The organism is Curtobacterium sp. MR_MD2014, assembly GCF_000772085.1.
In the GTDB taxonomy this organism is placed as follows: Bacteria; Actinomycetota; Actinomycetes; order Actinomycetales; family Microbacteriaceae; genus Curtobacterium.
The window spans coordinates 3,008,424-3,032,198 of sequence record NZ_CP009755.1 but is presented as its reverse complement, the minus strand read 5'-3'; the positions used below and the strand labels follow the sequence as shown (position 1 = coordinate 3,032,198).

Genomic DNA, 23,775 nt, shown 5'->3' with positions numbered 1-23,775 from the left:
GTAAACTCGCGACGATGTCCGAGCATTCCGTCCGCCACGCCCGCTGGACCCGCCTGACGACGGACGAACTGTACGGCATCGTGCGGCTGCGGAACCGCGTCTTCGCCCTCGAGCAGCGGGTCACCGCCGACGACTTCGACGGCCGTGACCGCGAGCCCGACACCGAGCACTGGTGGTTCGGAGCCGACGACGATCCGGTCGGGTACCTCCGCCTCGTCCGGCCCGCCCCGGACGAGGACCACCCCGCGGCCAGCGAGCCGCCGGCCTGGGTGATCGGCCGGGTCGCCACCCACCCCGACCACCGGGGGCAGGGGATCGCCGGACGGCTGGTCGCGGGGGTGCTCGAGACGCACGGTCACGAGCCGTTCGTCCTGCACGCCCAGGAGTACGTCGCGGGCCTCTACGAACGCCACGGCTTCGTCCGGTTCGGTGCGCCCTACGACGAGGCCGGCATCCGTCACGTCGGCATGCACCGCCCGTGACCGTCACGCGCGAGCGGTACGCCACCTACGCGGCGCGCATCGCTCCGGCCTCGCCGTCGTACGCGGCCTGGGCACGCTCGGTCGACGACGACCTGGTCGCGCTCCTCGACGCGGTCCCCGAGCAGCAGCGGCAACCGGAGCTGGTCTTCGCCGTCGCACGTCGGCTGGGTGCCGACCCGTCGGACCCCGGAGCGCTCCGTGCGCTCGGCCGGGAGGCCCGTGCCGCGTTCGTCACGGCGCTCGCCGCCGCCACGGTGCAGGCCAACGACCCGCGGCGGCTCGGTCCCGTCGTCCCGCTGTTCGCGGCGCTCGCCGCGGCGGACCCGCGGCCGCTCGGCCTCGTCGACGCCGGGGCCGCCGCCGGGCTCTGCTCGATCCCGGACCGGGTGACGCTCGACCACCGGACCGGGGACGGCACGGTCCGGGTGCACACCGCCGTCGCCGAGCCGTCGGTGCACCTGACGGTCGACGCCAGCGGCGCGGTCCCCGAGTCGGCCGGCACCCCGATCCGGATCGGCGCGCGGGTCGCCCTCGACCCGAACCCGATCGACCTCGCCGAGCCCGGTGCGTTCGACCGGCTGGTCGAGGCCGTCCCGCCCGAGGCGACGGACCGCACCGCCCTGATGCGCGAGGCGGCGCGCGCGACGCTCGCCGTGCCTCCCGTCCGGATCCGTGGCACGCTGCCCGGCGACCTCGACCGTGCACTGGACGCGTTGCCGGACGGCGTCCGTCCCGTGGTGCTCACCACCGGGACCCTCGTCTACGTGCCGGGCGCCGACCGCCAGCGCGTGGTCGACCGGCTGGCGGAGCGTGGCGTGCACTGGGTCGCGGTCGAACGGACGGGCATCCTGCGCGGGGTGGCCGCGACGCTGCCCGACGACGTCGACCCGGCGGACCCGGACGCCTTCGCCACGGTGTCGCTCGACGGTGTGGCGACGGCGGTCTGCGACCCGTTCGGCGTCCGGGTGCGGTGGTTCCGGCGGCCCGCAGCCTGAACCGGGCTTCGCGACAGTCCAGCCGCGTGCCAGGGTCGGACCGCCGGGCACCCCTACGATGTGCGAGACCCGTGACCGAACCGTGACCGGAAGTGCCGTGACCGCCCTCCCCACCGACGAGCTCAGCGAGCTCGACCAGCGCGTGCTCGCGTTCGAGCACGACCGGGCGCGGCACGACCGCACGAAGGAGGCGGAGATCCGGGTCGAGTTCGACATGTCGCCGGCGCGCTACTACCAGGTGCTCAACCGCGTGATCGACCTGCCCGCCGCACTCGCGCTCGACCCCCAGCTGGTCGGTCGGCTGCAGCGGCTCCGGCACGCACGCACCCGAGCACGAGCGGCGCGCGCGTTCGTCGCCCCCGCGCCCGATCCCCGTGAAGAGGAACGATGACCGAGAGATTCCCGCGAGACCGGTTCGACGACGTCACCGACGGCCCCCGGGTCGGAGCGCACCGCGGTGCCCGTCGTCGTGGACGCGGGTGGATCGCGTTCGCCTGGGGCGCCCTCGCGACCGGTGTGCTCGTGCTCGTCGGTGTCCTCGTGCTCGCGCTGCTGAACGGCAGCTACTCGTTCCCGGGGTCGACCTCGTCGCCGCGCCCCTCGTCGAGCTCCTCGGCGTCGGCCGCGCCGTCGGAGACGCCCTCGGAGTCGCCGTCGGCGCCCGCGTCCGAGGAGCCGAGCGCTGCGGAGCCCTCGGCGCAGGGCGCGACGAGCGTCGTCGTGCTGAACGGCACGACGACGACCGGTCTGGCCGCCCGCGCCAGCAGCGCACTGACCACCGCGGGCTGGCAGGTCGCCTCGACGGGTGACGCCGGGACGACGGGGACGACGACCTCGGTCGTGTACTACCAGCAGCCCGAGCAGCAGGCCGTGGCACAGGGTGTGGCGAAGGCGCTCGGCATCGCGACGGTGGAGCAGTCGGCGGCGTTCCCGAACGCCGACGTCAGCGTCGTGCTCGGCGCCGACTACGGCGGCTGACGCGCGCTGTGTGACGGAGGTGTTTCGGGCACGTTGATTTCTGACGCGATCGGCGTGCAAGAACGTCACACCTCTTGCCTTGCCGCCGTTGTTGCACGAGAGTCATCGCCAGACGGCGATGGCGTCGTCCGCAACTGCAGCACCAGGGAGCAAGAGATCATGGCCAACGGAACCGTGAAGTGGTTCAACGCCGAGAAGGGCTTCGGCTTCATCACCGTGGATGGAGGGGGCCAGGACGTGTTCGTGCACTACTCGGCGATCGACATGTCGGGGTACAAGGTCCTCGAGGAGGGCCAGGCGGTGACGTTCGACGTCGGCACCGGGTCGAAGGGCCCACAGGCAGAGGCGGTCCGTCCCGCCTGAGCCCAGGACCACTCGACGAACGCGCCGTCCCCTCGGGGGCGGCGCGTTCGTCGTGCACGGCGCTCCGCCCGCCGAGCAGCCACCACCCGGGCCTGAGCGTGCCGGGTCCCGGCCGCAACGTGTCCTGGGAAGTCGAGCCGCGCCTCCCGACTGTGTTGCACTCACACCCGGCGAGTGCCAGAATCGGCGTTGGCACTCGCTTGCGCTGAGTGCCAGCACGACCCCCACGCACGACGTCCGGGAGGGACGAGAAACTCACATGGCTAAGATCATTGCTTTCGACGAGGAGGCCCGTCGTGGCCTCGAGCGCGGCCTGAACACCCTGGCCGACGCCGTGAAGGTGACGCTCGGCCCGCGCGGCCGCAACGTCGTCCTCGAGAAGAAGTGGGGCGCCCCCACGATCACGAACGACGGTGTCTCCATCGCCAAGGAGATCGAGCTCGACGACCCGTACGAGAAGATCGGCGCGGAGCTCGTCAAGGAGGTCGCCAAGAAGACCGACGACGTCGCCGGTGACGGTACGACCACCGCGACCGTGCTCGCCCAGGCGCTCGTCCGCGAGGGCCTCCGCAACGTCGCGGCCGGTGCCGACCCCGTGTCGCTCAAGCGCGGCATCGAGAAGGCCGTCGCCGCCGTCTCCGACCAGCTCCTCGCCAACGCGAAGGACATCGAGACCAAGGACCAGATCGCCGCGACCGCGTCGATCTCGGCCGCCGACCCCACCATCGGCGAGCTCATCGCCGAGGCGATCGACAAGGTCGGCAAGGAGGGCGTCGTCACCGTCGAGGAGTCGAACACCTTCGGCACCGAGCTCGAGCTGACCGAGGGCATGCGCTTCGACAAGGGCTACCTGTCGCAGTACTTCGTCACGGACCCGGAGCGCCAGGAGGCCGTCTTCGAGGACCCGTACATCCTCATCGTCAACTCGAAGATCTCCAACATCAAGGACCTGCTCCCGGTCGTCGACAAGGTGATCCAGGCGGGCAAGCAGCTCCTCATCATCGCCGAGGACGTCGACGGCGAAGCCCTCGCGACCCTCGTCGTGAACAAGATCCGTGGCATCTTCAAGTCCGTCGCCGTCAAGGCCCCGGGCTTCGGCGACCGTCGCAAGGCCATGCTGCAGGACATCGCGATCCTGACCGGCGGCCAGGTCATCTCGGAAGAGGTCGGCCTCAAGCTCGAGAACGCGACCCTCGACCTGCTGGGCAAGGCCCGCAAGGTGATCATCACCAAGGACGAGACCACGATCATCGAGGGTGCCGGCGACGACGAGCAGATCGCGGGCCGCGTCCGTCAGATCCGCTCCGAGATCGAGGCGACCGACTCCGACTACGACCGCGAGAAGCTCCAGGAGCGCCTCGCGAAGCTCGCCGGTGGCGTGGCCGTCATCAAGGCGGGTGCCGCGACCGAGGTCGAGCTCAAGGAGCGCAAGCACCGCATCGAGGACGCCGTCCGCAACGCGAAGGCCGCCGTCGAGGAGGGCATCGTCGCCGGTGGTGGCGTCGCGCTCATCCAGGCGTCCGTCGCGCTCGACACGCTCTCGCTCGAGGGTGACGAGGCGACCGGTGCGAACATCGTCCGCGTCGCCATCGACGCGCCGCTCAAGCAGATCGCGCTGAACGCCGGTCTCGAGCCGGGCGTCGTCGCCGCCAAGGTCCGCGAGCTCGAGTCGGGTCACGGCCTCAACGCCGCGACCGGCGAGTACGTCGACCTCGTCGCCGCGGGCATCATCGACCCGGCCAAGGTCACGCGCTCGGCGCTGCAGAACGCCGCGTCGATCGCCGGTCTGTTCCTCACGACCGAGGCCGTCGTCGCCGACAAGCCGGAGAAGAACCCGGCCATGCCGGCCGGCGACCCCACGGGTGGCATGGACTTCTAGTCCCGGTAGCCGGAAGGGCCCCGCACGCAGCGCGTGCGGGGCCCTTCCGCGTGCGGGCGCCGGCGGGCGGCCCTGGCTCGGTTTCGGTCGCAAGACTTGCCGCTCAGGTTCGACTTCGACGGCAGGTCGTGCGCCCGCAACGACCGCGCGCGGCATGTCGTGCTACCAGGACGCAGGGGCTTCTCCCGCACGGGAGGCTCGGCTGCGGTCGTTCTCCACAGGTGCGCCCGCCTCTGGCTCGGATGGTGTCGTGCGCCTCCAGGATGCGAGCATGACCACTCCGCGCGCACTGCCGAACGGCCTCGCGGAACGGGCCTTCACCGTCGCACAAGCTCGTCGGTACGGCGAGGGTACGAGCCGCATGCGCCGCGCTGATCTCCGGCGCCCCGTCCACGGCGTCCGCGTGCCTCGTGACCGCGACGCGAGCCTGGTCGACTGCATCGCCCTGGTGCTCCGCCCCGACCAGCGGTTCAGCCACACGACCGCAGTCAGCGTGTGGGGAGCGCCGGTGCCGAGGGAACACCGCGAAGGGTCGCGGGTACACGTGGCGACCATCGGCGGAGGGAGCCTCATGCGGCGTCCGGGTGTCATGGCCCATCGTGTGGCCGACGACGACACCGTCGAGCAGGACGGCCTCCCGGTCAGCACGCCGGCCCGCGCCTGGGCCGAGTGCGCGACCCTCTTCGACTTCCGAGCGCTCGTCGTCCTCGGCGACCACCTCGTCGGACGGGCGAGACTCGCCACGATCGAGGATCTCGCGCGTGCGCTCCGTCCCCGCGGGCACGGGGTCGTTCTCGCGCGGGCTGCACTCGAGGCCGTGCGTCCGGGGAGCGAGTCACCCATGGAGACGCTGATCCGCCTCGACGTCGTTGATGCAGGCTTCCCAGAGCCCGAGCTCAACCACGAGGTGTTCGATGAGCGCGGTACGTTCCTCGGACGGGTGGACATGTGCTGGCCACAGCTCCGTATCGCGCTCGAGTACGACGGCGACCATCACCGCGAGCGCGACGTCTTCCGACACGATCAGCGCCGAGGCAACGGGTTCGCTGTCAACGGGTGGATCGTGGTGCACGCGACGGCTGCCGACGCGGCTCGACCTGCGGTGCTGTTCGAGCGACTCCGTCAAGCGTTCGCCGCCCGTTCCTGAGCCGGTCCGGCAGCTCTGACGTCGCTCGTTCCTACAGGTCCGCGCCGTGCTCCGGTCGCACGACCTGCCGCCTGCGACCGTTCGAGTCGCACGACATGCCGCGTCGGCCGGAGTTGAGCGGCAAGCCGTGCGACCAGAACGGGGACGGACGGCGGGACGCCGGGCGGCGACGGGCGGCGGGTGGCGCGTCAGGCGGCGGGGGACTTCGGGGTGGGGGTGTAGTCGCGGGGGAGCAGGGGGAGCCAGACGCGGAAGGTCGCGCCGCCGCCCTCGGTGTCGAACACCTCGACGGAGCCGTTGTGCGCGTGCACGATGCCCGACACGATCGCGAGACCGAGGCCCGAGCCGCCGGTGTCCCGCGCGCGCGAGGTGTCCGCCCGCCAGAAGCGCTGGAAGATCTTCTCGCGCAGCTGCGGCGGGATGCCCTCGCCGTGGTCGATGACGTCGATGTGGGCCATGCCGAGGTCGTCGTCCACGCCGATGCCGATCTCGATCGGGTCGTCGTGCTCGGTGAACCGCATGGCGTTGCCCATCAGGTTCGTCACGACCTGGCGGATCTTGTTCTCCTCGGCCAGGACGATCGGCGGACGGGCCGGCAGCACGACGGTCGGCAGGGGCGTGGTCTCGTCGGTCGGTACACCGCCCTCGACGCCCATGGCGCGGTTGCGGCGGGCACGGAGGCGCGCGATCGTCTGCCGCGAGAACGCGATCGGGCCGGTCGAGTTCGCCGACGGCGGGGAGACGGGCGTCTCGCCGGTGTCGACCTGCCCGAACGCACCCGGACGGACGGCCTGCGGCACGCTGACGCCGGTCACGGCGTCCTCGACGAGGACCTGGATCTCGCGGTCGGGGTTCGACGCCATGGTGTCGAGTGCCGAGTCGCGGGCGATCGCGACGAGGTCGACCGGGCCGAGCTCGAGCGGCTTCGACTCGTCGATGCGGGCGAGCTGGAGCAGGTCCTGCACGAGCAGGCCCATCCGCTGCGCTTCCTTCTCGATGCGGTCCATCGCCTGGGCGACGTCCTCTTCCTTGCGGAGCGCCCCCATCCGGTAGAGCTCGGCGTAGCCGCGGAGCGACACCAGCGGCGTGCGGAGCTCGTGGGAGGCGTCACCGACGAAGCGGCGCATCTGGTCGATCGTCCGCTCGCGGTCCTCGAACGCGGAGTCGATCCGCTCGAGCATCGCGTTGAGCGAGCGGTTGAGGCGACCGACCTCGGTGTTCGGGGTGTCGGCCTCGAGCCGCTGGTTGAAGTCACCGGCGGCGAACCGGGCCGCGGTGTCCTCAACGTCGCGCAGCGGGTCGAACGTGGCCGTCACGAGGAGCCGTGTCAGCATCGCGCCGAGCAGGATCACCGAGATGCCGAAGCCCAGGAAGATGATCGTGAAGCGGCCGATGGTCTTGTCGGTGTCGGCGCTCGACACGGCGACGAGCACGTACCCGGTCTCCGAGGTGCCGCTCGACTGGTTCTGCAGCGACGCCGGGATGATCTGCGCGCGCCACTCGTGGTCGTGCTGGCTGTCGTACAGCGAGAACCGCTGCGAGCTCTGCGCCGCGGCGGAGAAGTCGAGCGAGCGGATGTCCGGTCGGCTCGATGCGCGGGTCTGGCAGATCTTGTCGCCGCGGGAGTCGTAGGCCGCGACGTAGGCGCTCGGCGACAGGACGATCGACAGCGTGCAGTACTGCTGGCCATCGCTGATGTTCTGCCCCTCGAGCTGCTCGGACGTCTGCTTGACCGTGTTGTCGAGCTGCTGCATGAGGTACGTCGAGAGCACCGTCATGGTGCCGAGCCCGGCGACGAGCAGCCCGAGCGCGACGAGCAGCACCGTGATGCCGGTGATCTTGGTGCGGAGGGAGATCCCGTCCCACCAGTGGCTCATTCGCGTGTGCATGCTGCCCCAACGATAAGCGGCGACCGCCCGGTGAAACCGGACGGTCGCCGTGTGCCCGGCGTCAGGACGCCTTGGACGCCTTCAGCATGTAGCCGAACCCGCGCTTCGTCTGGATGATCGGCTCGGTCGAGTACTGGTCGAGCTTGCGGCGGAGGTACGAGATGTACGACTCGACGATGCCCGCGTCGCCGTTGAAGTCGTACTCCCACACGTGGTCGAGGATCTGCGCCTTCGACAGCACGCGGTTCGGGTTGAGCATCAGGTAGCGCAGGAGCTTGAACTCGGTCGGGGACAGCTCGATCTGCGCGTCGCCGATCGTGACCTCGTGCGTGTCCTGGTCCATCGTGAGCTCGCCGGCGCGGATGATCGCGTCCTCTTCGTCGTTCATGGTGCGACGGAGGATCGCCTTGATGCGCGCGACGATCTCGTCGAGCGAGAACGGCTTGGTGACGTAGTCGTCGCCCCCGACGGTGAGCCCGGTGATCTTGTCCTCGGTGTCGTCCTTCGCGGTGAGGAAGAGGATCGGCGACGTGTACCCGGACGAGCGGAGGCGCTTTGTGACGCCGAAGCCGTTCATGTCCGGGAGCATCACGTCGAGGATGATCAGGTCGGGCTCCTCCTCGAGCACGGCGGAGATCGCCTGGGCCCCGTTGCCGACCGCACGGACGGCGAACCCGGCGAAGCGCAACGAGGTCGTGAGGAGGTCGCGGATGTTCGGCTCGTCGTCGACGATCAGGATCTTGGGGCCATCGGTCATGGACCCATCCTCTGACCGTTCCCTAGAGGTTTCCTGGGAGCGGGTCGTGTGGTGGCTACGCGGCCGCCAGCACCTGGTCGGCGTCGAGGATCGTGTACGCGTACCCCTGCTCGGCGAGGAAGCGCTGCCGGTTCTGCGCGAAGTCCTGGTCGACCGTGTCCCGCGTCACGAGCGTGTAGAACGACGCCGGCAGGCCGTCCTTGTTCGGGCGGAGCAACCGGCCGAGACGCTGCGCTTCCTCCTGTCGGGAGCCGAACGACCCGGACACCTGGATGGCCACGGTCGCGTCGGGGAGGTCCACCGAGAAGTTCGCGACCTTCGACACCACGAGCACGTCGATCGAGCCCTCGCGGAACGCCTGGAACAGCCGCTCTCGCTCGTCGACCGGTGTCGACCCGGTGATCTCGGCGGCGTCGAGTGACGCGGCGAGGTCGTCGAGCTGGTCGATGTACTGCCCGATCACCAGGATCTGCTCGCCGTGGTGCTTCTCGATGAGCTCGCGCACCACCGGGGTCTTCGCCGGCGAGGTCGCCGCCATGCGGTAGCGCTCGTCGTCACCCGACGCCGCGTACTCCAGGCGGTCCTGGTGGGGGAGGTCGATCCGCACCTCGTAGCAGGCCGCCGGGGAGATGTAGCCCTGCGCCTCGATCTCCTTCCACGGGGCGTCGTAGCGCTTCGGCCCGATGAGCGAGAACACGTCGCTCTCGCGGCCGTCCTCACGCACCAGGGTGGCCGTGAGCCCGAGCCGCCGCCGTGCCTGCAGGTCGGCGGTGAGCTTGAACACCGGCGCGGGGAGCAGGTGGACCTCGTCGTAGACGATCAGGCCCCAGTCGAGGGCATCGAGGAGCGACAGGTGCGTGTACTCGCCCTTCCGCCGAGCGGTCAGGATCTGGTACGTCGCGATCGTGACGGGACGGATCTCCTTCGTGGTGCCGGAGTACTCGCCGATGTCCTCGGGGGACAGGGTCGTCCGGCGCAGGAGTTCGTCCCGCCACTGCCGGGCGGACACGGTGTTCGTCACGAGGATGAGCGTCGTCGCCTTGACGGTCGCCATCGCCCCGGCGCCGACGAGCGTCTTGCCGGCACCGCACGGCAGCACGACCACGCCGGAGCCCTGCGCGAAGAAGGTGTCGACGGCCTGCTCCTGGTACGGCCGCATGTGCCAGGACGCCGTGTCGAGGTCGATCGGGTGCGGCTGCCCCGGTGTGTAGCCCGCGAGGTCCTCCGCCGGCCACCCGAGCTTGACGAGCTCCTGCTTGACCTGCCCGCGTGCCCAGGGCTGCAGCTCGATCTCCGAGGGGGAGCGCTGGTCGCCGAGCAGGGGCTTGATGCGCTTCGACCGGGTGACCTCGGCCAGGACCGACGGGTCCTCGGCGGTGAGGAGCAGGAGCGGCTGGCGCTCGAGCTCCTCGCTCGGGGAGTTCGCGATCGCCGGGGCGTCCTCGCGCTCCTCGCGCCGGATGACGAGCCGCCCGTACCGCGAGACGGTGTCGCGGATGTCGACCGTGACGCTCTGCGGGACCGGGAACTTCGCGAACCGCTCGAGCGTGCCGATCATCGACTCGGCGTCGTGCCCGGCCGCGCGGGCGTTCCAGAGCCCGAGGCGCGTGATCCGGTAGGTGTGCACGTGCTCCGGGGCGCGTTCGAGCTCGGCGAAGGCCGCGAGCTCGTGCCGGGCGTCCTCGGCCTGGGGGTGGGCGACCTCGAGGAGCACGGTGCGGTCACTCTGCACGATCAGCGGTCCGTTCATGACGGATCAGCCTAGGCGGCGCGGCTGCGAGCCGCCGCCCCCGTTGCGCAACGGTGGAGAACCGGCTCGCGGGGCACGGTTGTGCAGGGACGCGCGGCTCAGGCCTCGCTCTCGACCGCGACGACGAGCGACAGCGGCAGCGTCCGCTCCACGTCGACCGCGGTGTCACGGCCGCGGACCCGTCCGGCGGCGACCGACGTCGGCACGATCGAGATCGGTCGCTCCGACCCGTCCGGCATGCGGACGGTCAGCCGGATCGGCGTCTTCCCGCGCACCGCCAGGTCGATCTGCCGCCCGAGCCACTCCTGCTCCGGCTCCGCGTCGCCGCGCTCCGTCGTCAGGCGCAGGCGTTCCACGAGCGCGTGGGCGGCCTGTTCCGGCGTGCGACCGGCGCCACCACGCCGACGGCCGGGAGGCGCGTCCGAGGCCACGGGACGGGCGGCGGCCGTCAGCACGGCCGGGTACCGCTGCTCCTCGAGCGCCGCGTGGACCACGTGCGGCGGGTGCGGGGCGGTGAGCGTCGTCAGGTCGGCGCGTTCCCAGGTGAGCTGGCGCAGCTCGGCGTCGACCCCGACCAGGTCGAGCTGGTCCGGCGTCCCGTGCACGACCGCCCCGCGACCGTCCGGCGCGACGTCGACCACGAGGCCGCCGTCCCGCGACGCCACCTGGTCGACGAGGTAGGTGAGGGGCTGCGGCACGTCGGTCGCCGAGAGTCGGTCCAGCAGCGCGAGCAGGTCCTCACGCGTGCTGCCGGCCCGGACCGCCCGCCGCACGGAGTCCTCGGAGACGCGGTACCGGGCGGCCAACCCCGGTGCCTCGAGGTCGGCGACGCTCCGGAGTGCGTCGTCGTCGGCGGGAGTGAGCGGCCCCGGGGCGATGACCGTCAGGTCGTGCTGCAGGTAGACGCCGTCGACGGTCGGCGGCAGGTCGTCGGCTGCGGCGTCGGCATCGCCGTCGAGGACCGCTCGGCCCGTCGCCGTCACCGTGCCGTCGACCGCGAGCCCGAGGACCTCGGCGGTGCCGGCGACGTCGAGCAGGACGGCGTCGAGCCACCGGGCGCCCGCCGGGAAGGCCCAGCGTCCGACGGCGACCAGGTCGTGCAGGTCGTCGTCGGCCGCCCGGAGCACGTCGTGCACGGCCGGGTCGAGCGAGCGCCACCACCGTCCGGCCAGGTCCACCCAGCGGTCCGGCCAGGCCGCGAGGAGCCAGGTGCGCCCCTCGGAGGACACGGCCCAGCGCCCCTCGCCGGGGTGCGCGAGGCCGGTGCGGTCCAGCAGCGTGAGCCGGTCCGGCACGACGTCCGGGTCGGTGCCGACGCGCTCGCCGAGGGTCCGGGCGAGCGGCGTGCCGATGCCGCCCTTGACGAGTTCGCGGACCTCGCCGGCGTCGACCGCGCGGAGCAGCTCGGCGAGCACCGTCATCGTCGTGAACGCACGCTCCGCGCCGGTCGCGCGGGCGCGCTCCTGGTCGGCCACCTGCTCGTCGGGCGCGGCGGGGCGGACCGGCGCCGTGCCTCCCGGCCGGAGGTCGGCGACCTCGGCGTGGGCGGCCAGTCGTCCGGCGACGGCGTCGTCCACCGCGCCCGCGTCGTCGGCGAGGCCCAGCGCGACCGCCGGGGCGAGCGCGTCGGCGTCAGCCGACCCGTCGCGGAGGGCGAGGAGGGTCGCTCGGGGCAGGTGCTCGAGCGCGGCGTCGACGGCGTCGTCGGTGCGCAGCGCCTCGGCGAGGTCGAAGAAGTCGGCCGCGTGCTGCGGGCCGGACTCGGCGAGGACGGCCGCGGGCAGACGGCGGGCGACCACGAGCCGTTCCAGCTCGTCGTCGGACATCCCCCGCAGCCGGGCGGCGAGGTCGGCGGTGGTCGTCATCGTCCGCCGCTCCGGTCCGCGCGGGTCCTCAGCGGTCCGACCGGTTCTCGCGGGCGCGCTTGGTCCAGGTCAGTCCGAGCAGGACGAGGACCAGCACCATGCCGATGGGCAGACCGATGAGCGGGACCGCCATGATCACCGGCCAGGGCATCGATCCGTTGGCGCTCGGGACGGTCAGCCACATCACGACCATCGCGATGATGCAGAGGAGACCGGCGATGAAGATGCCGCCGATCATGAACCCGAGGACGCGTTCGGTACGATTGAACGTCACCGGGGTGTCCGCGGGTTCGCGCGTGTTCCCGGTGGATCGGGTCGGCTTGGCCATCGGCCCAGGATATCCGACGCACCACGGCCGTTCCACGACCACGAGGAGTCCACGCATGCCCACCGGCAAGGTCAAGTTCTACGACGACCAGAAGGGGTTCGGGTTCATCACCGGCGACGACGGTGAGCCGGTCTTCCTGCACGCGTCCTCGCTGCCGGACGGCGTCACCTCGGTCAAGGCCGGCACCCGCCTCGAGTACGGCGTCGTGCAGGGCAAGAAGGGCTCGCAGGCGCTGTCCGTGCGGCTGCTCGAGCCGGCGCCCTCGCTCGCGAAGATGTCCCGCCGCTCCGCCGACGACATGGCGGTGATCGTCGAGGACCTGGTGAAGGAGCTCGACCGGGTCAGCGGCGACCTGCGCCACGGGCGCTACCCGAAGAACGGCGAACGCCTCGCCGCGATCCTGCGCCACGTCGCAGACCAGTTGGACGCCTGATGGTCGACCACACGGAGCTCGCGCGGAAGGCGCTGCTCGAGGTCACGCCGGAGTCGACGGTCGGCCAGCCGGTCGGCACCGTGGACGAGGGTGACGGCGTCGTCTCGGTCCTGTTCTCGAACCGGATGCCCGGTTACCCCGGGTGGCGCTGGACGGTCTCGATCGCGCAGGTCGAGGGCGACGAGCCCACCGTGCTCGAGGTCGAGCTGATGCCCGGCGACGGCTCGCTGGTCGCTCCGGACTGGGTGCCGTGGGCGGACCGGATGGCGGAGTACCGCGCCGGCCAGGCGGACGAGGACGTCGACGACGAGTCGGACGACGAGGACGACGACGAGTCGGACGAGGACGACGACCTCGACGACGCCGAGGAGTCCGACTACGACGACCCGGACGACGACGAGGCAGACGACGACGCCTCGGACGACGACGACGACGAGTTCGAGGACGACGAGGACGACCTCGCGGAGTCGGACGACGACGAGCTCGACGGCGTCGACGTCGACGCGGCGGACGACGACTCCGATGACGACGCGGCGGACGACGTCGCCGAGGACCCCGCTCCGGTGCGCTCCCGCGGCTCGCGTCGTCGGGCGTCCCGCGTCCGGCCGACCGACCCCGACCAGGACCTCGAGCTCGACCGGCTCGACCCGTCCGAGACGGACCCGGAGCGCCACGGCGCCTGACGCGCCACGGACGGACGGGAGGCGCGGTGCCAGCTGGCACCGCGCCTCCCGTCCGTCCGTGCTGGCGCCTCAGCCGCGCAGCTCGCCGATGACGAAGTCGATCGCCCGCACGAGCTTCGCCACGTCGTCCGGGTCGATCGCGGTGAACGTGGCGACACGGAGCTGGTTGCGGCCGAGCTTCCGGTACGGCTCAGTGTCGACGATGCCGTTCGCGCGGAGCGTCGCGGCGACGGCCTTCGCGTCGATCGACTCGTCGAGGTCGATCGTCGCCACGACCTGCGACCGGTGGGCGGGGTCGGTGACGAACGGGGTGGCGTGGTCGGAGGCCTCGGCCCAGTCGTAGATCGTCGACGACGACGTCTTCGTGCGGGTGTCGGCCCACGCCAGACCACCGGACTGGTTGATCCAGTCGACCTGGTCGTCGAGCAGCAGCAGGGTCGCGAGCGCCGGGGTGTTCAGCGTCTGGTCGAGCCGCGAGTTGTCGACGGCGTTCTGCAGGGAGAGGAACTCCGGGATGTAGCGGTCCGAGGCGGCGATGCGCTCGACGCGCTCGATCGCGGCTGGGGAGAACAGGGCGAGCCACAGCCCTCCGTCCGAGGCGAAGTTCTTCTGCGGTGCGAAGTAGTAGACGTCGGTCGCGGCGACGTCGAACGCGGCACCACCGGCGGCGCTCGTGGCGTCGACGACGGTCAGCGCGCCGTCGTCACCCGCAGCGCGGACGACGGGCGCCATGACGCCGGTCGAGGTCTCGTTGTGCGGGTAGGCGTAGACGTCGACGCCCTCGACGGGCTCGAGCGCGGCGAGCGAGCCGCCGGGTGCCTCGACGACGTGCGGGGTCTCGAGCCACGGGGTGTCCGTGGCCTTGGCGAACTTCGAGCCGAACTCGCCGAAGGACAGGTTCTCGGCACGACGTTCGACCAGCCCGAAGGCGGCGGCGTCCCAGAACGCGGTCGAGCCGCCGTTGCCGAGGACGACCTCGTAGCCGTCCGGGAGCTGGAAGAGGTCGGCGAGGCCGCGGCGGACGCTGCCGACGAGGTCCTTCACGGGCTTCTGGCGGTGGGACGTCCCGAGGATCGTCGCCCCGCGGGTCACGAGTGACTCGAGCTGCGCGCCGCGGATCTTGGACGGGCCGCAGCCGAAGCGTCCGTCGGTCGGGAGGAGTTCGGCGGGGATGACGATGTCTGCCATGCGCCGATCCTAGCGAGCGGTATCCCACCGTCACCGACCCTGGACCGGCCGGACGGGGCGGACCCGACCCGCGCCTCCAGGCCGTGGAGCGCGCCCGTCGGTGCGGTCTTGTCGCACTGCTCAAGTAGGGTGGATCGGGCTGGGCCCAGACATGAGAGGCGGACCGTGACCGATCTCGTCGACACCACGGAGATGTACCTGCGGACGATCCTCGACCTCGAGGAAGAGGGGATCGTGCCGCTGCGCGCGCGCATCTCCGAGCGTCTCGGACACTCCGGTCCCACCGTCTCCCAGACGATCGCGCGGATGGAGCGCGACGGTCTGGTCGTCGTCTCCGGTGACCGCCACCTCGAGCTCACGGGCGAGGGTCGCTCGCGGGCGACGCACGTGATGCGCAAGCACCGGCTGGCCGAACGGCTCCTCGCCGACGTGATCGGACTCGACTGGGCCTTCGTGCACGACGAGGCCTGCCGCTGGGAGCACGTGATGAGCGAGCAGGTCGAGGTCCGACTGCTCGAGATGCTCGGCAACCCCACGGAGTCGCCCTACGGCAACCCGATCCCCGGGCTCGCCGAGATCGGTGGACCGACGGCGGGGCAGTTCCTCGACGGTGTGCAGAACATCGTCGCGGCGACCGACGGCACGGACGCCGTCGCGGTCGGCGTCGTGCGTCGCCTGGGTGAACCGGTGCAGTTCGAGCCCGAGCTGCTGCACCAGCTGCGCACCGCCGGCGTCATGCCCGGCCGTGTCGCCCGGGTGCAGCGCGCCGGTGCGTACGTCGCGGTCCGGGTGGACGGCGAGGACGCCGGCATCGAGCTGCCGACCGAGGTCGCGCAGCACGTCTACATCGAGCGGGACTGACCGTCGGGGCGCCGTCCGAGCCTGAGAATCGGCACAAGGTCACGAGGGTCGATCGCCGCTGATCAGGGGTTCGTGATCGTTCCGTTACCGAACCGTCGTTTCATCTCGACAAGGTAACGGCCCCCACGTACACTCGTCGAGTCCCCGGGCCGCCCACGAGGCCCAGGACCCGTGGCAGGACGTCTCGAACCCGTCTCCTGCCTCGATCGGAAACGATGACGAACGGATGGGGTCCGCCCCTCCGCCCTGACCCAGGCGGAGACGGTGACGAGACGCCGGAGACACCACCCTTGACGCAGACCGGTTCCGCCGCGGACGACCAGACGCCCGCCAACCCGACGAACACCGCGAACGACGCCCCGCTCACCCGGCGGGCCGCGCGCCAGACCGAAGCCCCCGCCCGTCGCATCACCCCCGTCCGCGACGCACCGCTCCCCGGCGGCCGTCGCGCTGCGCAGGCCGCCCGCGCCGCCGAGACCGCCAAGGCGAGCAGCTCGGCCCGCAAGCGCCGGTTCCTCGCCCCCGTCGTGCTGACGGTCGCCGCCGGCATGTTCGGCACCGTGGCCGTCGCCCCGGCCTTCGCCGCGACGCAGCAGACCGGTTCGACCGCCGCCGACGCGCAGCGCCAGGTCCGCACGACCCAGGCACAGCAGTTCTCAGTGTCCGACGCCGTGGCCCTCGCCGGGACGTCGCGTGACGGCTACGGCGCGACCGCCCAGTCCACCCTCGACGCCGAGGCCGCGCAGAAGGCCGCCGCCGAGCAGGCCGCGGCTGCGCAGGCCCAGGCCGCAGCGACCCAGGCGGCGCGCGCGCAGACCGCGAAGCAGTACTCGTCGTACAGCGGCCCGTCCGCGAACGAGATCGCCACCACGGCGGCCGCCGCGAACACTCCGTTCTCGCTGCCGGCCGTCGTCGCCACCGCGAAGCAGTACATCGGCACCCCGTACGTCTTCGGCGGCGCGGACCCGTCCGGCTTCGACTGCTCGGGCTACATCATGTACGTCTACGCGCAGTACGGCATCAGCCTGCCGCACTCGGTCCCGCTGCAGGACGCCGCGGGCACCACGATCCCCGAGTCCCAGGCGCAGCCGGGCGACGTCGTGATCTTCAACGACGGTTCGCACGACGGCTTCTACATGGGCAACGGCATGATCATGGACGCGCCGAAGCCCGGTGGCTCCGTCTCGATCCGCCCGATCTGGACGAGCAGCTACCACATCGTGCGCTTCGGCATCTGACCCGAGCACCCGCACGACGGTGACGACCCTGGTGTCGTTCCCGTGAACACTCCCGGAAACCGGTCCGCACACCCTCGTGTCGGGCCGGTTTCCGACGTACCCTGGTGCTGCACCGGTCCGATCCGGCCCGAACACGGGAGACCTCATGTCAGCGTTCCGCACGACCCGCACCACGGGTCGGCGCGCGCTCGTGGACATACGGTCGACCGCCCCCTGCGTGCACCATCACGCCCCTGTCTGACGAGAGCACTGCCCATCCGGGTGGTGCTCTTCGTGGTTCAGGGCGTGGTCACAGGTCGCGGTCCCCTGTCGACGTCGATCGACCCGACGCACCCGCAGCGCCTGGAAGCCGTCCAGGCACCGTCGGAAGGGAACCCATGCGCACTCTCGTCCTCAACGCCGGTTACGAGCCCCTCGCGGTGATCTCGGACCGACGGGCCCTCGTGCTGGTCATGAACCAGAAGGCCGCCGTCATCGCCGCCGACCTCGACCACCCGGTCTCGGGGTCCTCCGCGAGCTTCGATCGTCCGTCCGTCATCATCCTGACCCGCTACGTGCGGATCCCGCACGCGAGACTCGTGCCGGTCTCGCGCCGCGGGGTGCTGCGGCGTGACGCCAACCGCTGTGCCTACTGCGACCGGCACGCCACCACGATCGACCACGTGCAGCCCCGGTCGCGCGGCGGCCAGGACTCGTGGGAGAACCTCGTCGCCTGCTGCCTGGCCTGCAACAACACGAAGGGCGACCGCACCCCGCAGGAGATGGGGTGGCGGCTGCGCTTCCGGCCGAAGGCGCCGCACGGTGCGTCCTGGGTGGTGCGGGGGATCGAGCGCCCGCAATCGGAGTGGGACGAGTACCTGGTGGCCGCGTAGCGCCGGCTCGGCGTCGCGACGGACGGGAGGCGCGTGGCGGGGCCGCCCCGTGCCTCCCGTCCGTCGCGTAGTCTGGCCGCAGTGATCCGCTCATCGCTGTGACCCAGCTGCTTCGTCGCCTCGTCCAGGAGGCGGTGGTCGCGTGTGCCCTGCGGGTGGACTCCTCGGGAGTCCCCGCCGTCGCCACCTCCACCTCGACACACTGGACGACCACCGATGACCTCTTCCTCGTTCCCCGGACCCGACCGCGCCGACCTGCGCGCCGACTGCGGGTCCTGCGCGGCCCTCTGCTGCGCCGCGTTCGGCTTCACGCGGTCCGCTGACTTCCCCGTCGACAAGGCGCCGGGCGACCCGTGCCGGAACCTCGCCGACGACTTCTCGTGCACCGTCCACGAGTCACTCCGGCCACGCGGGTACCGCGGCTGCACCGTCTTCGACTGCGCCGGTGCCGGACAGCGCGTCACCGGACAGCTCTACGGTGGCGTGGACCGGCACCAGCGCCAGGACGTGCGGGTCGAGATGTTCGCCGTCTTCCGTGTCGTCCGACAGCTCCACGACCTCCTCTGGTACCTGGCCGAGGGCGCGGTCCGCAGGTTCCAGCCCGAGGCGTCGGCAGCGTTGGTGGAGCGGATCGAGGACGCGATCGGGCAGGGGCCGACCGTGGTCCTCGGGCTCGACCTGGTCGGGCTGCACGAGGAGGTCCGCGCGGTCCTGGTCGAGGTGAGCGCCGAGGTGCGGGGCGGGTACGCGACGGTCCTGCCCGCGGTCCTGTCGCCCGGGGCCGACCTGATGGGTCGGCGCTTCCACGGCGTCAGCCTGTGCGGAGCGGACCTCCGCGGCGCGTACCTGATCGGCGCTGACCTCTCGGGGGCCGACCTCGACGGAGTCGACCTGCTCGGCGCGGACCTGCGTGGTGCGCGCGTGCACGGGGCGGACCTCTCGGGCTCCCTCTTCCTGACCCAGATGCAGGTCAACGCGGCGCAGGGCGACGAGCGCACGCGGCTCCCAGTTGACGTCGTCCGCCCGTCGCACTGGGGCAGCGGCGGCGCGTAGCGTGCGAGCCATGAGCGAGACGCCCGTGATCGACGACGCCACGATCGGGGACCTCCGTGTCCGACTCCGCGCCACCCGCTGGCCGGACGCGCCCGCCGGCACCGGGTGGTCGCTCGGCGTCGACGTGGACGAGCTCCGGTCGCTGGTCGAGTACTGGGCCGACGGGTTCGACTTCGACGGGCACCGGGAGCAGCTCGCCGCGCTGCCGTCGGAGCGGCACGTCGTCGACGGCGTCCGGGTGCACGTGCTCCACGCGCGATCCGGCCGTCCCGACGCCCTCCCGCTGCTGCTCGCCCACGGGTGGCCGGACTCCGGGTGGCGGTACCGCAAGGTGCTGCCGATGCTCGTCGAGGCCGGGTTCGACGTCGTCGTGCCGGACATGCCCGGGTACGGGTTCTCGGACGCGCCACCGCGCGTGCTCGATGCCCGCGAGGTGGCGGGCATGTGGGCGACACTGATGACGGACCTCGGGTACGACCGGTTCGCGGCCTCCGGCGGGGACATCGGGACGCACGTCGTCCGGTACCTCGCACTCGACCACCCCGACCGTGTGGTCGCCGTGCACCGGATCGACGGCGGGCTGGCGTGGCCCGGGATCGACACCACGGAGCTGTCCCCGGCGGAGCGGGCCTTCGTGCAGGAGACCGAGCGGTGGCGGACCGCCGAGGGCGCCTACGCGGTGATGCACCGCACGAAGCCGCAGACCGCCGCCGTCGGGCTGACCGACTCACCCGCGGGTCTCGCTGCGTGGATCGTCGAGAAGCTCCGGTCGTGGAGTGACTGCTGCGGCGACCTGTGGTCGGTGTACACGCAGGACGAGGTCCTGGCGCTGCTGACCGAGTACTGGGCGACGGCGACGATCGGGTCCTCCATGCGGATGTACCACGCGAACGCGGCGATCCCCGCTGCGCAACTGCGTCGACGGGTGGAGGTGCCGTCGGGGTTCTCGGTGTTCCCGGGCGACATCGTGCGGGCTCCGCGGGAGTGGCTCGAGCGCACGACGAACCTCGTGCACCACCACGAACTCGACCGGGGCGGGCACTTCGCGCCGTTCGAGCAGCCGGAGCTGTTCGTGGACGAGGTCTGCGCGTTCCTGGAGCCGTACCGCCGCTAGAGTGGACGGGCCAGCCTCTGTAGCTCAATGGAAGAGCAGTTCCGTCCTAAGGAAACGGTTGGGGGTTCGAGTCCCTCCAGGGGCACCACGTCGAGATCGATTGCTGGGTTTCGCTAGAACCTTGAAAGCGGACGGGACGATCGGGCGAGCAGCAGCCATGCTTCATGGGAACTGTGATCAACATCCAGCGCATCACTCATGCGACATGAGCGCGGCCTTGTTTACTGAGCCATACTGGCCGTCTGACTAAGGGGGAGTTTTGACGAGCATTGACAATCACCGCCAAACCATTGCGGCAGCTGTGTTTCAGGTGCGACTGGGCGATTTCAAGGCGAGCGAAGTAGCGCTGACAGCCGCTATCGAAGACGTTGTGCGAAGTGTCCTCGCCGGGCATGCTCCAGCAGGTGCAGCTTCCGCTGAGTTCCGCGCAAGCGCCGAGAAGCACTTTGTGTTCTTCACGTCTGATAGAAGTTCCCTCGAATATGACGATGAGAACCTGATGTGGCAACTTGAAGCGGACATCGAGCACTTGCTCGGTCAGGAGATGTACGGCCGCCTGCGAGGAGCAAGCGTCGCGTTGTGAGCTGACTGACTCACTTCGTGGCGGTGCCGTCGTCAGGAGTCAGATGAAGCAGGCCCTGTGGCCTCGCGGGCAGCCGTCGCAGTCAATTCTCCACAACCGTCGCCCTGGACGGTAGCCCGGGCCCAGCGCCCCGTACGATTGACCCCGTGTCCAAGGTCCTGAGCAGTCTCCCCGTCGGCGAACGAGTCGGCATCGCGTTCTCCGGAGGTCTCGACACCTCCTGCGCGGTCGCCTGGATGCGCGAGAAGGGAGCGGTGCCCTGCACGTACACGGCCGACATCGGCCAGTACGACGAGCCGGACATCGACGCCGTCCCGGGTCGCGCGAAGGAGTACGGCGCCGAGATCGCCCGCATCGTCGACGCGAAGAGCGCCCTGGTCGAAGAGGGCCTCGTCGCCCTGCAGACCGGTGCCTTCCACATCCGCTCCGGCGGCAAGACCTACTTCAACACCACGCCGCTCGGCCGCGCGGTGACGGGCACGATGCTCGTCCGCGCCATGAAGGAGGACGGGGTCGACATCTGGGGCGACGGCTCCACCTACAAGGGCAACGACATCGAGCGGTTCTACCGCTACGGCCTGATGGCCAACCCGCGGCTGCGCGTCTACAAGCCGTGGCTCGACACCGAGTTCGTCGAGGAGCTCGGCGGTCGCAAGGAGATGAGCGAGTGGCTCGTCGCCCGTGGGTTCCCGTACCGCGACTCCACCGAGAAGGCCTACTCGACCGACGCGAACATCTGGGGAGCAACGCACGAGGCGAAGAGCCTCGAGGAGCTCTCGAGCGGTCTGGACATCGTCGAGCCGATCATGGGCGTCGCCGCCTGGCGTGACGACGTCGTGGTAGCCACCGAAGAGGTCTCGGTCCGCTTCGAGGCCGGCCGCCCGGTCGCCATCAACGGCGTCGAGTACGCCGACGCCGTCGCGCTCGTGTACGAGGCGAACGCCATCGGTGGTCGCCACGGCCTCGGCGCGAGCGACCAGATCGAGAACCGCATCATCGAGGCCAAGAGCCGCGGCATCTACGAGGCGCCGGGCATGGCCCTGCTGCACATCGCCTACGAGCGTCTGCTCAACGCGATCCACAACGAGGACACCGTCGCGGCGTACCACAACGAGGGTCGTCGTCTCGGACGTCTGATGTACGAGGGCCGGTGGCTCGACCCGCAGTCCCTCATGCTGCGCGAGTCGCTGCAGCGCTGGGTCGCCTCCGCCGTCACCGGTGAGGTCACGCTGCGCCTGCGGCGTGGTGACGACTACACGATCCTCGACACCACGGGTCCGGCGCTGTCGTACCACCCGGACAAGCTCTCGATGGAGCGTGTCGGCGACGCAGCGTTCGGTCCGGACGACCGCATCGGGCAGCTCACGATGCGCAACCTCGACATCGCGGACTCGCGCTCGCGCCTCGAGCAGTACGCGGCGGCCGGGCTGATCGGCGGCGCGACGGGCGAACTCGTCGGCGAGCTGCAGTCGGGCGAGGCCGAGGAGATCCTCGGCGGAGCCGTCGTGTCCAGCGAGGACGAGGCACTCGGTCGCGCGACGGACGCCGCGTCCGAGGGCGCCGCCTTCGACTCCGGTACCGACTGACACACACCGCACCGACACGAACGGGAGCCCCTGCCGCGCGCAGGGGCTCCCGTTCGTCGTCCGTGGCGTGCGTCGGGAGAGGGCGTGTGGCTCTTCCGAGCCGCGTGCACACGCGTACTTCGACGTTGCGCGCGTCGAACGACGTGCGCGGTGTCGTCCTGTGCGCCTGCATCGGTCGCGGGTGCATCGGCCGACATCGCGCGGGTCGATCGACAGGTGCTTCGGCGCGGGACGTCCCGTGCATCGGGAGTAGGGGTGGGGTCGTGCGACATCACCGTCGTCGTGCGACAGCGGCGGTGTCGTTTCGGCCGATCCGGCTCGAGCGAGGTCGATTCGTGCGACATCACCGTCGTCGTGCGACAGCGGCCGCGTCGTACGACAGCGCCGCGCTGCCGCGACCAGCCGCCGACGCGCCCACACGACGGACGGGAGGCGCGGTACCGACCGGCACCGCGCCTCCCGTCCGTCCCGTGGGACCCGCTACCGCCGCTCGGCGGTCTCCGGCCGCTTCTGGCGCCACGGCTCCGCCGGCCGGTCCGGACCGCCCCACACCTGCACGGCGCCCCAGGCCGCCGCGAGGAGCGGCACCGAGATGATCGCGCCGGTGATGCCCGCGAGTACGGTGCCCGCGGTCAGGCCGATCAGGATCACCAGGCCGTGCAGCTTGAGCGTCTTGCCCATCAGCACCGGCTGCAGCAGGTTGCCCTCGAGCTGGTTGACGAGCACCACGATGCCCACGACGATCAGCGCGGCCACGGGGCCGTTCGCGACGAGGGCGACGAGCGCGGCGAGGATGCCCGCGGCGGTGGCGCCGACGATCGGGATGAACGCGGTGATGAACACGACGACGGCGAGGGGGAGCGCGAGCGGCACCCCGACGATCGCCAGCCCGACGCCGATGCCGATCGCGTCGACCGCCGCGACGCTCGCCGTGCCGCGGACGTAGCCGCCGAGGGTCTGCACGACGCGGTCACCGACGCGGCGTGCACGCTCGTACCGGGCGCCGGTGAACGGACGGAGCAGGAACTCCCAGATCGCCGGCCCGTCCTTGAGGAAGAAGAACAGCACGACGATCATCAGCACCAGGCCGGTCAGGAAGTTCGCGGTGGCCGACGCCCCGGCCAGGGCGCCCGACCCGAACTGCGAGCTGGTCAGGAAGTCCTGGACGCCGTTCACCACCTGGTCGACCTGCTGGTCGGAGATCGAGAACGGCAGGTGCGCGACGGTGTCCTGCAGCTGCTGGAAACCGCTGATCGCCGACTTCTGCAGGTCGGGCCACTGCGAGATGACCGCGACGACGATCAGCCAAGCGACGAGGCCGAGCACGACGAGGACGCCGAGCAGGACCGCGAGGGTCGCGAGCACCGAGGGCACCTTGTGCCGTCGGAGCCAGGACACGACCGGGTGCATGGCGGACGCGATGATCAGGGCGAGGAGCACCGGGATCGTCACGACGCTCAGGGTCGCGGCGGCGTACACGATGCCGATCGCGATCACGAGCACGACGATCACCTGCAGGCACCGGGTCGCGAGACTGCCGAACCCGTCGGTCCACTTGCGGGCGAGTGGTCCCGGTGTCGCGTCGGACGTGGCGGGGTGGTTGCCGAACAGGGGCATGAGGCTCCTCGGTGGTGGTGCGGAGCCTCCACGCTACCGACGCAGCCGACCCGCGGTCCCGACGCAGCCGACCCGCGGCCGGGGACGTCCGGGGACGCCGCTAAGCGCATCGAC

23 protein-coding genes and 1 tRNA gene are annotated in these 23,775 nt (G+C 71.2%); 17 read left to right on the top strand and 7 right to left on the bottom strand.

Annotated elements, in window-relative coordinates:
* The first annotated feature begins 14 nt into the window (after positions 1-14).
* The 7 genes from NI26_RS14030 to NI26_RS14000 all read left to right on the top strand — a co-directional run bounded on the left by NI26_RS14030 (position 15) and on the right by NI26_RS14000 (position 5,844).
* The gene (locus tag NI26_RS14030) at positions 15-482 is read left to right on the top strand and encodes a GNAT family N-acetyltransferase (protein WP_066656570.1); all 468 of its coding nucleotides are present in this window, start codon (positions 15-17) and stop codon (positions 480-482) included.
* Positions 479-1,477, top strand: a complete 999-nt coding sequence (locus tag NI26_RS14025) for a DUF2332 family protein (RefSeq protein ID WP_066656567.1) — start codon at positions 479-481, stop codon at positions 1,475-1,477. Before NI26_RS14030 ends, NI26_RS14025 begins: the two co-directional genes overlap by 4 nt.
* Positions 1,478-1,574: 97 nt before the next feature.
* Positions 1,575-1,868, top strand: coding sequence for a DUF3263 domain-containing protein (locus NI26_RS14020; RefSeq protein ID WP_235426381.1), 294 nt, complete (start codon positions 1,575-1,577; stop codon positions 1,866-1,868).
* Positions 1,865-2,455, top strand: coding sequence for a LytR C-terminal domain-containing protein (locus NI26_RS14015; protein WP_066656550.1), 591 nt, complete (start codon positions 1,865-1,867; stop codon positions 2,453-2,455). Before NI26_RS14020 ends, NI26_RS14015 begins: the two co-directional genes overlap by 4 nt.
* A 159-nt stretch (positions 2,456-2,614) precedes the next feature.
* A complete protein-coding gene (locus NI26_RS14010) occupies positions 2,615-2,818 on the top strand; it encodes a cold-shock protein (protein ID WP_066656547.1) in 204 nt (67 codons plus the stop codon).
* A gap of 259 nt (positions 2,819-3,077) precedes the next feature.
* Positions 3,078-4,697: a chaperonin GroEL gene (groL, locus tag NI26_RS14005; RefSeq protein ID WP_066656544.1), complete on the top strand. Its 1,620-nt coding sequence runs from the start codon at positions 3,078-3,080 to the stop codon at positions 4,695-4,697.
* Positions 4,698-4,968: 271 nt separating this feature from the next.
* Positions 4,969-5,844 carry a hypothetical protein gene (locus NI26_RS14000; RefSeq protein WP_066656541.1) on the top strand — a complete coding sequence of 292 codons (876 nt, stop codon included), beginning with the start codon at positions 4,969-4,971 and terminating at the stop codon, positions 5,842-5,844.
* Between the two features lie 188 nt (positions 5,845-6,032).
* Here NI26_RS14000 and NI26_RS13995 read toward each other — a convergent pair whose 3' ends face one another.
* From NI26_RS13995 to NI26_RS13975, 5 genes are all read right to left on the bottom strand, one after another.
* Entirely contained in the window at positions 6,033-7,733 is a 1,701-nt protein-coding gene (locus NI26_RS13995) for a sensor histidine kinase (protein WP_066656538.1), read from the bottom strand.
* 61 nt (positions 7,734-7,794) lie between these two features.
* A complete protein-coding gene (locus NI26_RS13990; protein ID WP_056120555.1) occupies positions 7,795-8,490 on the bottom strand; it encodes a response regulator transcription factor in 696 nt (231 codons plus the stop codon).
* A gap of 55 nt (positions 8,491-8,545) precedes the next feature.
* Positions 8,546-10,240, bottom strand: coding sequence for a DNA repair helicase XPB (locus tag NI26_RS13985; protein ID WP_066656535.1), 1,695 nt, complete (start codon positions 10,238-10,240; stop codon positions 8,546-8,548).
* A gap of 98 nt (positions 10,241-10,338) precedes the next feature.
* Positions 10,339-12,105, bottom strand: coding sequence for a helicase-associated domain-containing protein (locus NI26_RS13980; RefSeq protein ID WP_066656533.1), 1,767 nt, complete (start codon positions 12,103-12,105; stop codon positions 10,339-10,341).
* Positions 12,106-12,133: 28 nt separating this feature from the next.
* A complete protein-coding gene (locus NI26_RS13975) occupies positions 12,134-12,433 on the bottom strand; it encodes a hypothetical protein (protein ID WP_066656531.1) in 300 nt (99 codons plus the stop codon).
* Between the two features lie 55 nt (positions 12,434-12,488).
* On the opposite strand from NI26_RS13975, the gene NI26_RS13970 reads away from it, so the two are divergent.
* Both NI26_RS13970 and NI26_RS13965 read left to right on the top strand, forming a co-directional pair.
* Positions 12,489-12,866 carry a cold-shock protein gene (locus NI26_RS13970; RefSeq protein ID WP_066656529.1) on the top strand — a complete coding sequence of 126 codons (378 nt, stop codon included), beginning with the start codon at positions 12,489-12,491 and terminating at the stop codon, positions 12,864-12,866.
* A complete protein-coding gene (locus NI26_RS13965) occupies positions 12,866-13,549 on the top strand; it encodes a DUF3027 domain-containing protein (protein WP_081985101.1) in 684 nt (227 codons plus the stop codon). The genes NI26_RS13970 and NI26_RS13965 overlap by 1 nt, the downstream gene beginning before the upstream one ends.
* Positions 13,550-13,618: 69 nt before the next feature.
* Here the strand turns inward: NI26_RS13965 and serC are convergent, their stop codons facing one another.
* Entirely contained in the window at positions 13,619-14,737 is a 1,119-nt protein-coding gene (gene serC / locus NI26_RS13960; protein ID WP_066656526.1) for a phosphoserine transaminase, read from the bottom strand.
* A gap of 165 nt (positions 14,738-14,902) precedes the next feature.
* Between serC and NI26_RS13955 the strand changes: the two genes are divergently transcribed.
* From NI26_RS13955 to argG, 8 genes are all read left to right on the top strand, one after another.
* Positions 14,903-15,598: a metal-dependent transcriptional regulator gene (locus NI26_RS13955; protein WP_066656523.1), complete on the top strand. Its 696-nt coding sequence runs from the start codon at positions 14,903-14,905 to the stop codon at positions 15,596-15,598.
* Between the two features lie 290 nt (positions 15,599-15,888).
* The gene (locus tag NI26_RS13950; protein WP_066656519.1) at positions 15,889-16,836 is read left to right on the top strand and encodes a C40 family peptidase; all 948 of its coding nucleotides are present in this window, start codon (positions 15,889-15,891) and stop codon (positions 16,834-16,836) included.
* Positions 16,837-17,213: 377 nt separating this feature from the next.
* Positions 17,214-17,708, top strand: coding sequence for an HNH endonuclease (locus tag NI26_RS13945; RefSeq protein ID WP_066656516.1), 495 nt, complete (start codon positions 17,214-17,216; stop codon positions 17,706-17,708).
* 216 nt (positions 17,709-17,924) lie between these two features.
* Positions 17,925-18,761: a pentapeptide repeat-containing protein gene (locus NI26_RS13940; RefSeq protein WP_066656515.1), complete on the top strand. Its 837-nt coding sequence runs from the start codon at positions 17,925-17,927 to the stop codon at positions 18,759-18,761.
* Between the two features lie 10 nt (positions 18,762-18,771).
* Positions 18,772-19,875: an epoxide hydrolase family protein gene (locus NI26_RS13935; RefSeq protein ID WP_066658732.1), complete on the top strand. Its 1,104-nt coding sequence runs from the start codon at positions 18,772-18,774 to the stop codon at positions 19,873-19,875.
* 13 nt (positions 19,876-19,888) lie between these two features.
* Positions 19,889-19,963, top strand: a tRNA-Arg gene (locus NI26_RS13930).
* Between the two features lie 171 nt (positions 19,964-20,134).
* The gene (locus NI26_RS16670; RefSeq protein ID WP_144411381.1) at positions 20,135-20,458 is read left to right on the top strand and encodes a hypothetical protein; all 324 of its coding nucleotides are present in this window, start codon (positions 20,135-20,137) and stop codon (positions 20,456-20,458) included.
* 146 nt (positions 20,459-20,604) lie between these two features.
* Positions 20,605-22,044 carry an argininosuccinate synthase gene (gene argG, locus NI26_RS13925; RefSeq protein WP_066656513.1) on the top strand — a complete coding sequence of 480 codons (1,440 nt, stop codon included), beginning with the start codon at positions 20,605-20,607 and terminating at the stop codon, positions 22,042-22,044.
* 480 nt (positions 22,045-22,524) lie between these two features.
* On the opposite strand, the gene NI26_RS13920 is transcribed toward argG, so the two are convergent.
* On the bottom strand, positions 22,525-23,661 hold the full coding sequence (locus NI26_RS13920; protein ID WP_066656511.1) for an AI-2E family transporter: 1,137 nt from the start codon (positions 23,659-23,661) through the stop codon (positions 22,525-22,527).
* Positions 23,662-23,775: the final 114 nt, after the last annotated feature.

What these genes read in the sequence shown, in the direction of transcription:
- groL (WP_066656544.1), top strand. Translation starts at nt 3,078, where the DNA reads ATGGCTAAGATCATTGCTTTCGACGAGGAGGCCCGTCGTGGCCTCGAG.
- NI26_RS13970 (WP_066656529.1), top strand. Translation starts at nt 12,489, where the DNA reads ATGCCCACCGGCAAGGTCAAGTTCTACGACGACCAGAAGGGGTTCGGG.
- NI26_RS14000 (WP_066656541.1), top strand. Translation starts at nt 4,969, where the DNA reads ATGACCACTCCGCGCGCACTGCCGAACGGCCTCGCGGAACGGGCCTTC.
- serC (WP_066656526.1), bottom strand. Translation starts at nt 14,737, where the DNA reads ATGGCAGACATCGTCATCCCCGCCGAACTCCTCCCGACCGACGGACGC.
- NI26_RS13935 (WP_066658732.1), top strand. Translation starts at nt 18,772, where the DNA reads ATGAGCGAGACGCCCGTGATCGACGACGCCACGATCGGGGACCTCCGT.
- NI26_RS13985 (WP_066656535.1), bottom strand. Translation starts at nt 10,240, where the DNA reads ATGAACGGACCGCTGATCGTGCAGAGTGACCGCACCGTGCTCCTCGAG.
- NI26_RS13990 (WP_056120555.1), bottom strand. Translation starts at nt 8,490, where the DNA reads ATGACCGATGGCCCCAAGATCCTGATCGTCGACGACGAGCCGAACATC.
- NI26_RS13940 (WP_066656515.1), top strand. Translation starts at nt 17,925, where the DNA reads ATGACCTCTTCCTCGTTCCCCGGACCCGACCGCGCCGACCTGCGCGCC.
- NI26_RS13945 (WP_066656516.1), top strand. Translation starts at nt 17,214, where the DNA reads ATGCGCACTCTCGTCCTCAACGCCGGTTACGAGCCCCTCGCGGTGATC.
- NI26_RS13980 (WP_066656533.1), bottom strand. Translation starts at nt 12,105, where the DNA reads ATGACGACCACCGCCGACCTCGCCGCCCGGCTGCGGGGGATGTCCGAC.
- NI26_RS13965 (WP_081985101.1), top strand. Translation starts at nt 12,866, where the DNA reads ATGGTCGACCACACGGAGCTCGCGCGGAAGGCGCTGCTCGAGGTCACG.
- NI26_RS13920 (WP_066656511.1), bottom strand. Translation starts at nt 23,661, where the DNA reads ATGCCCCTGTTCGGCAACCACCCCGCCACGTCCGACGCGACACCGGGA.
- NI26_RS13975 (WP_066656531.1), bottom strand. Translation starts at nt 12,433, where the DNA reads ATGGCCAAGCCGACCCGATCCACCGGGAACACGCGCGAACCCGCGGAC.
- NI26_RS14030 (WP_066656570.1), top strand. Translation starts at nt 15, where the DNA reads ATGTCCGAGCATTCCGTCCGCCACGCCCGCTGGACCCGCCTGACGACG.
- NI26_RS14015 (WP_066656550.1), top strand. Translation starts at nt 1,865, where the DNA reads ATGACCGAGAGATTCCCGCGAGACCGGTTCGACGACGTCACCGACGGC.
- NI26_RS13995 (WP_066656538.1), bottom strand. Translation starts at nt 7,733, where the DNA reads ATGCACACGCGAATGAGCCACTGGTGGGACGGGATCTCCCTCCGCACC.
- NI26_RS14010 (WP_066656547.1), top strand. Translation starts at nt 2,615, where the DNA reads ATGGCCAACGGAACCGTGAAGTGGTTCAACGCCGAGAAGGGCTTCGGC.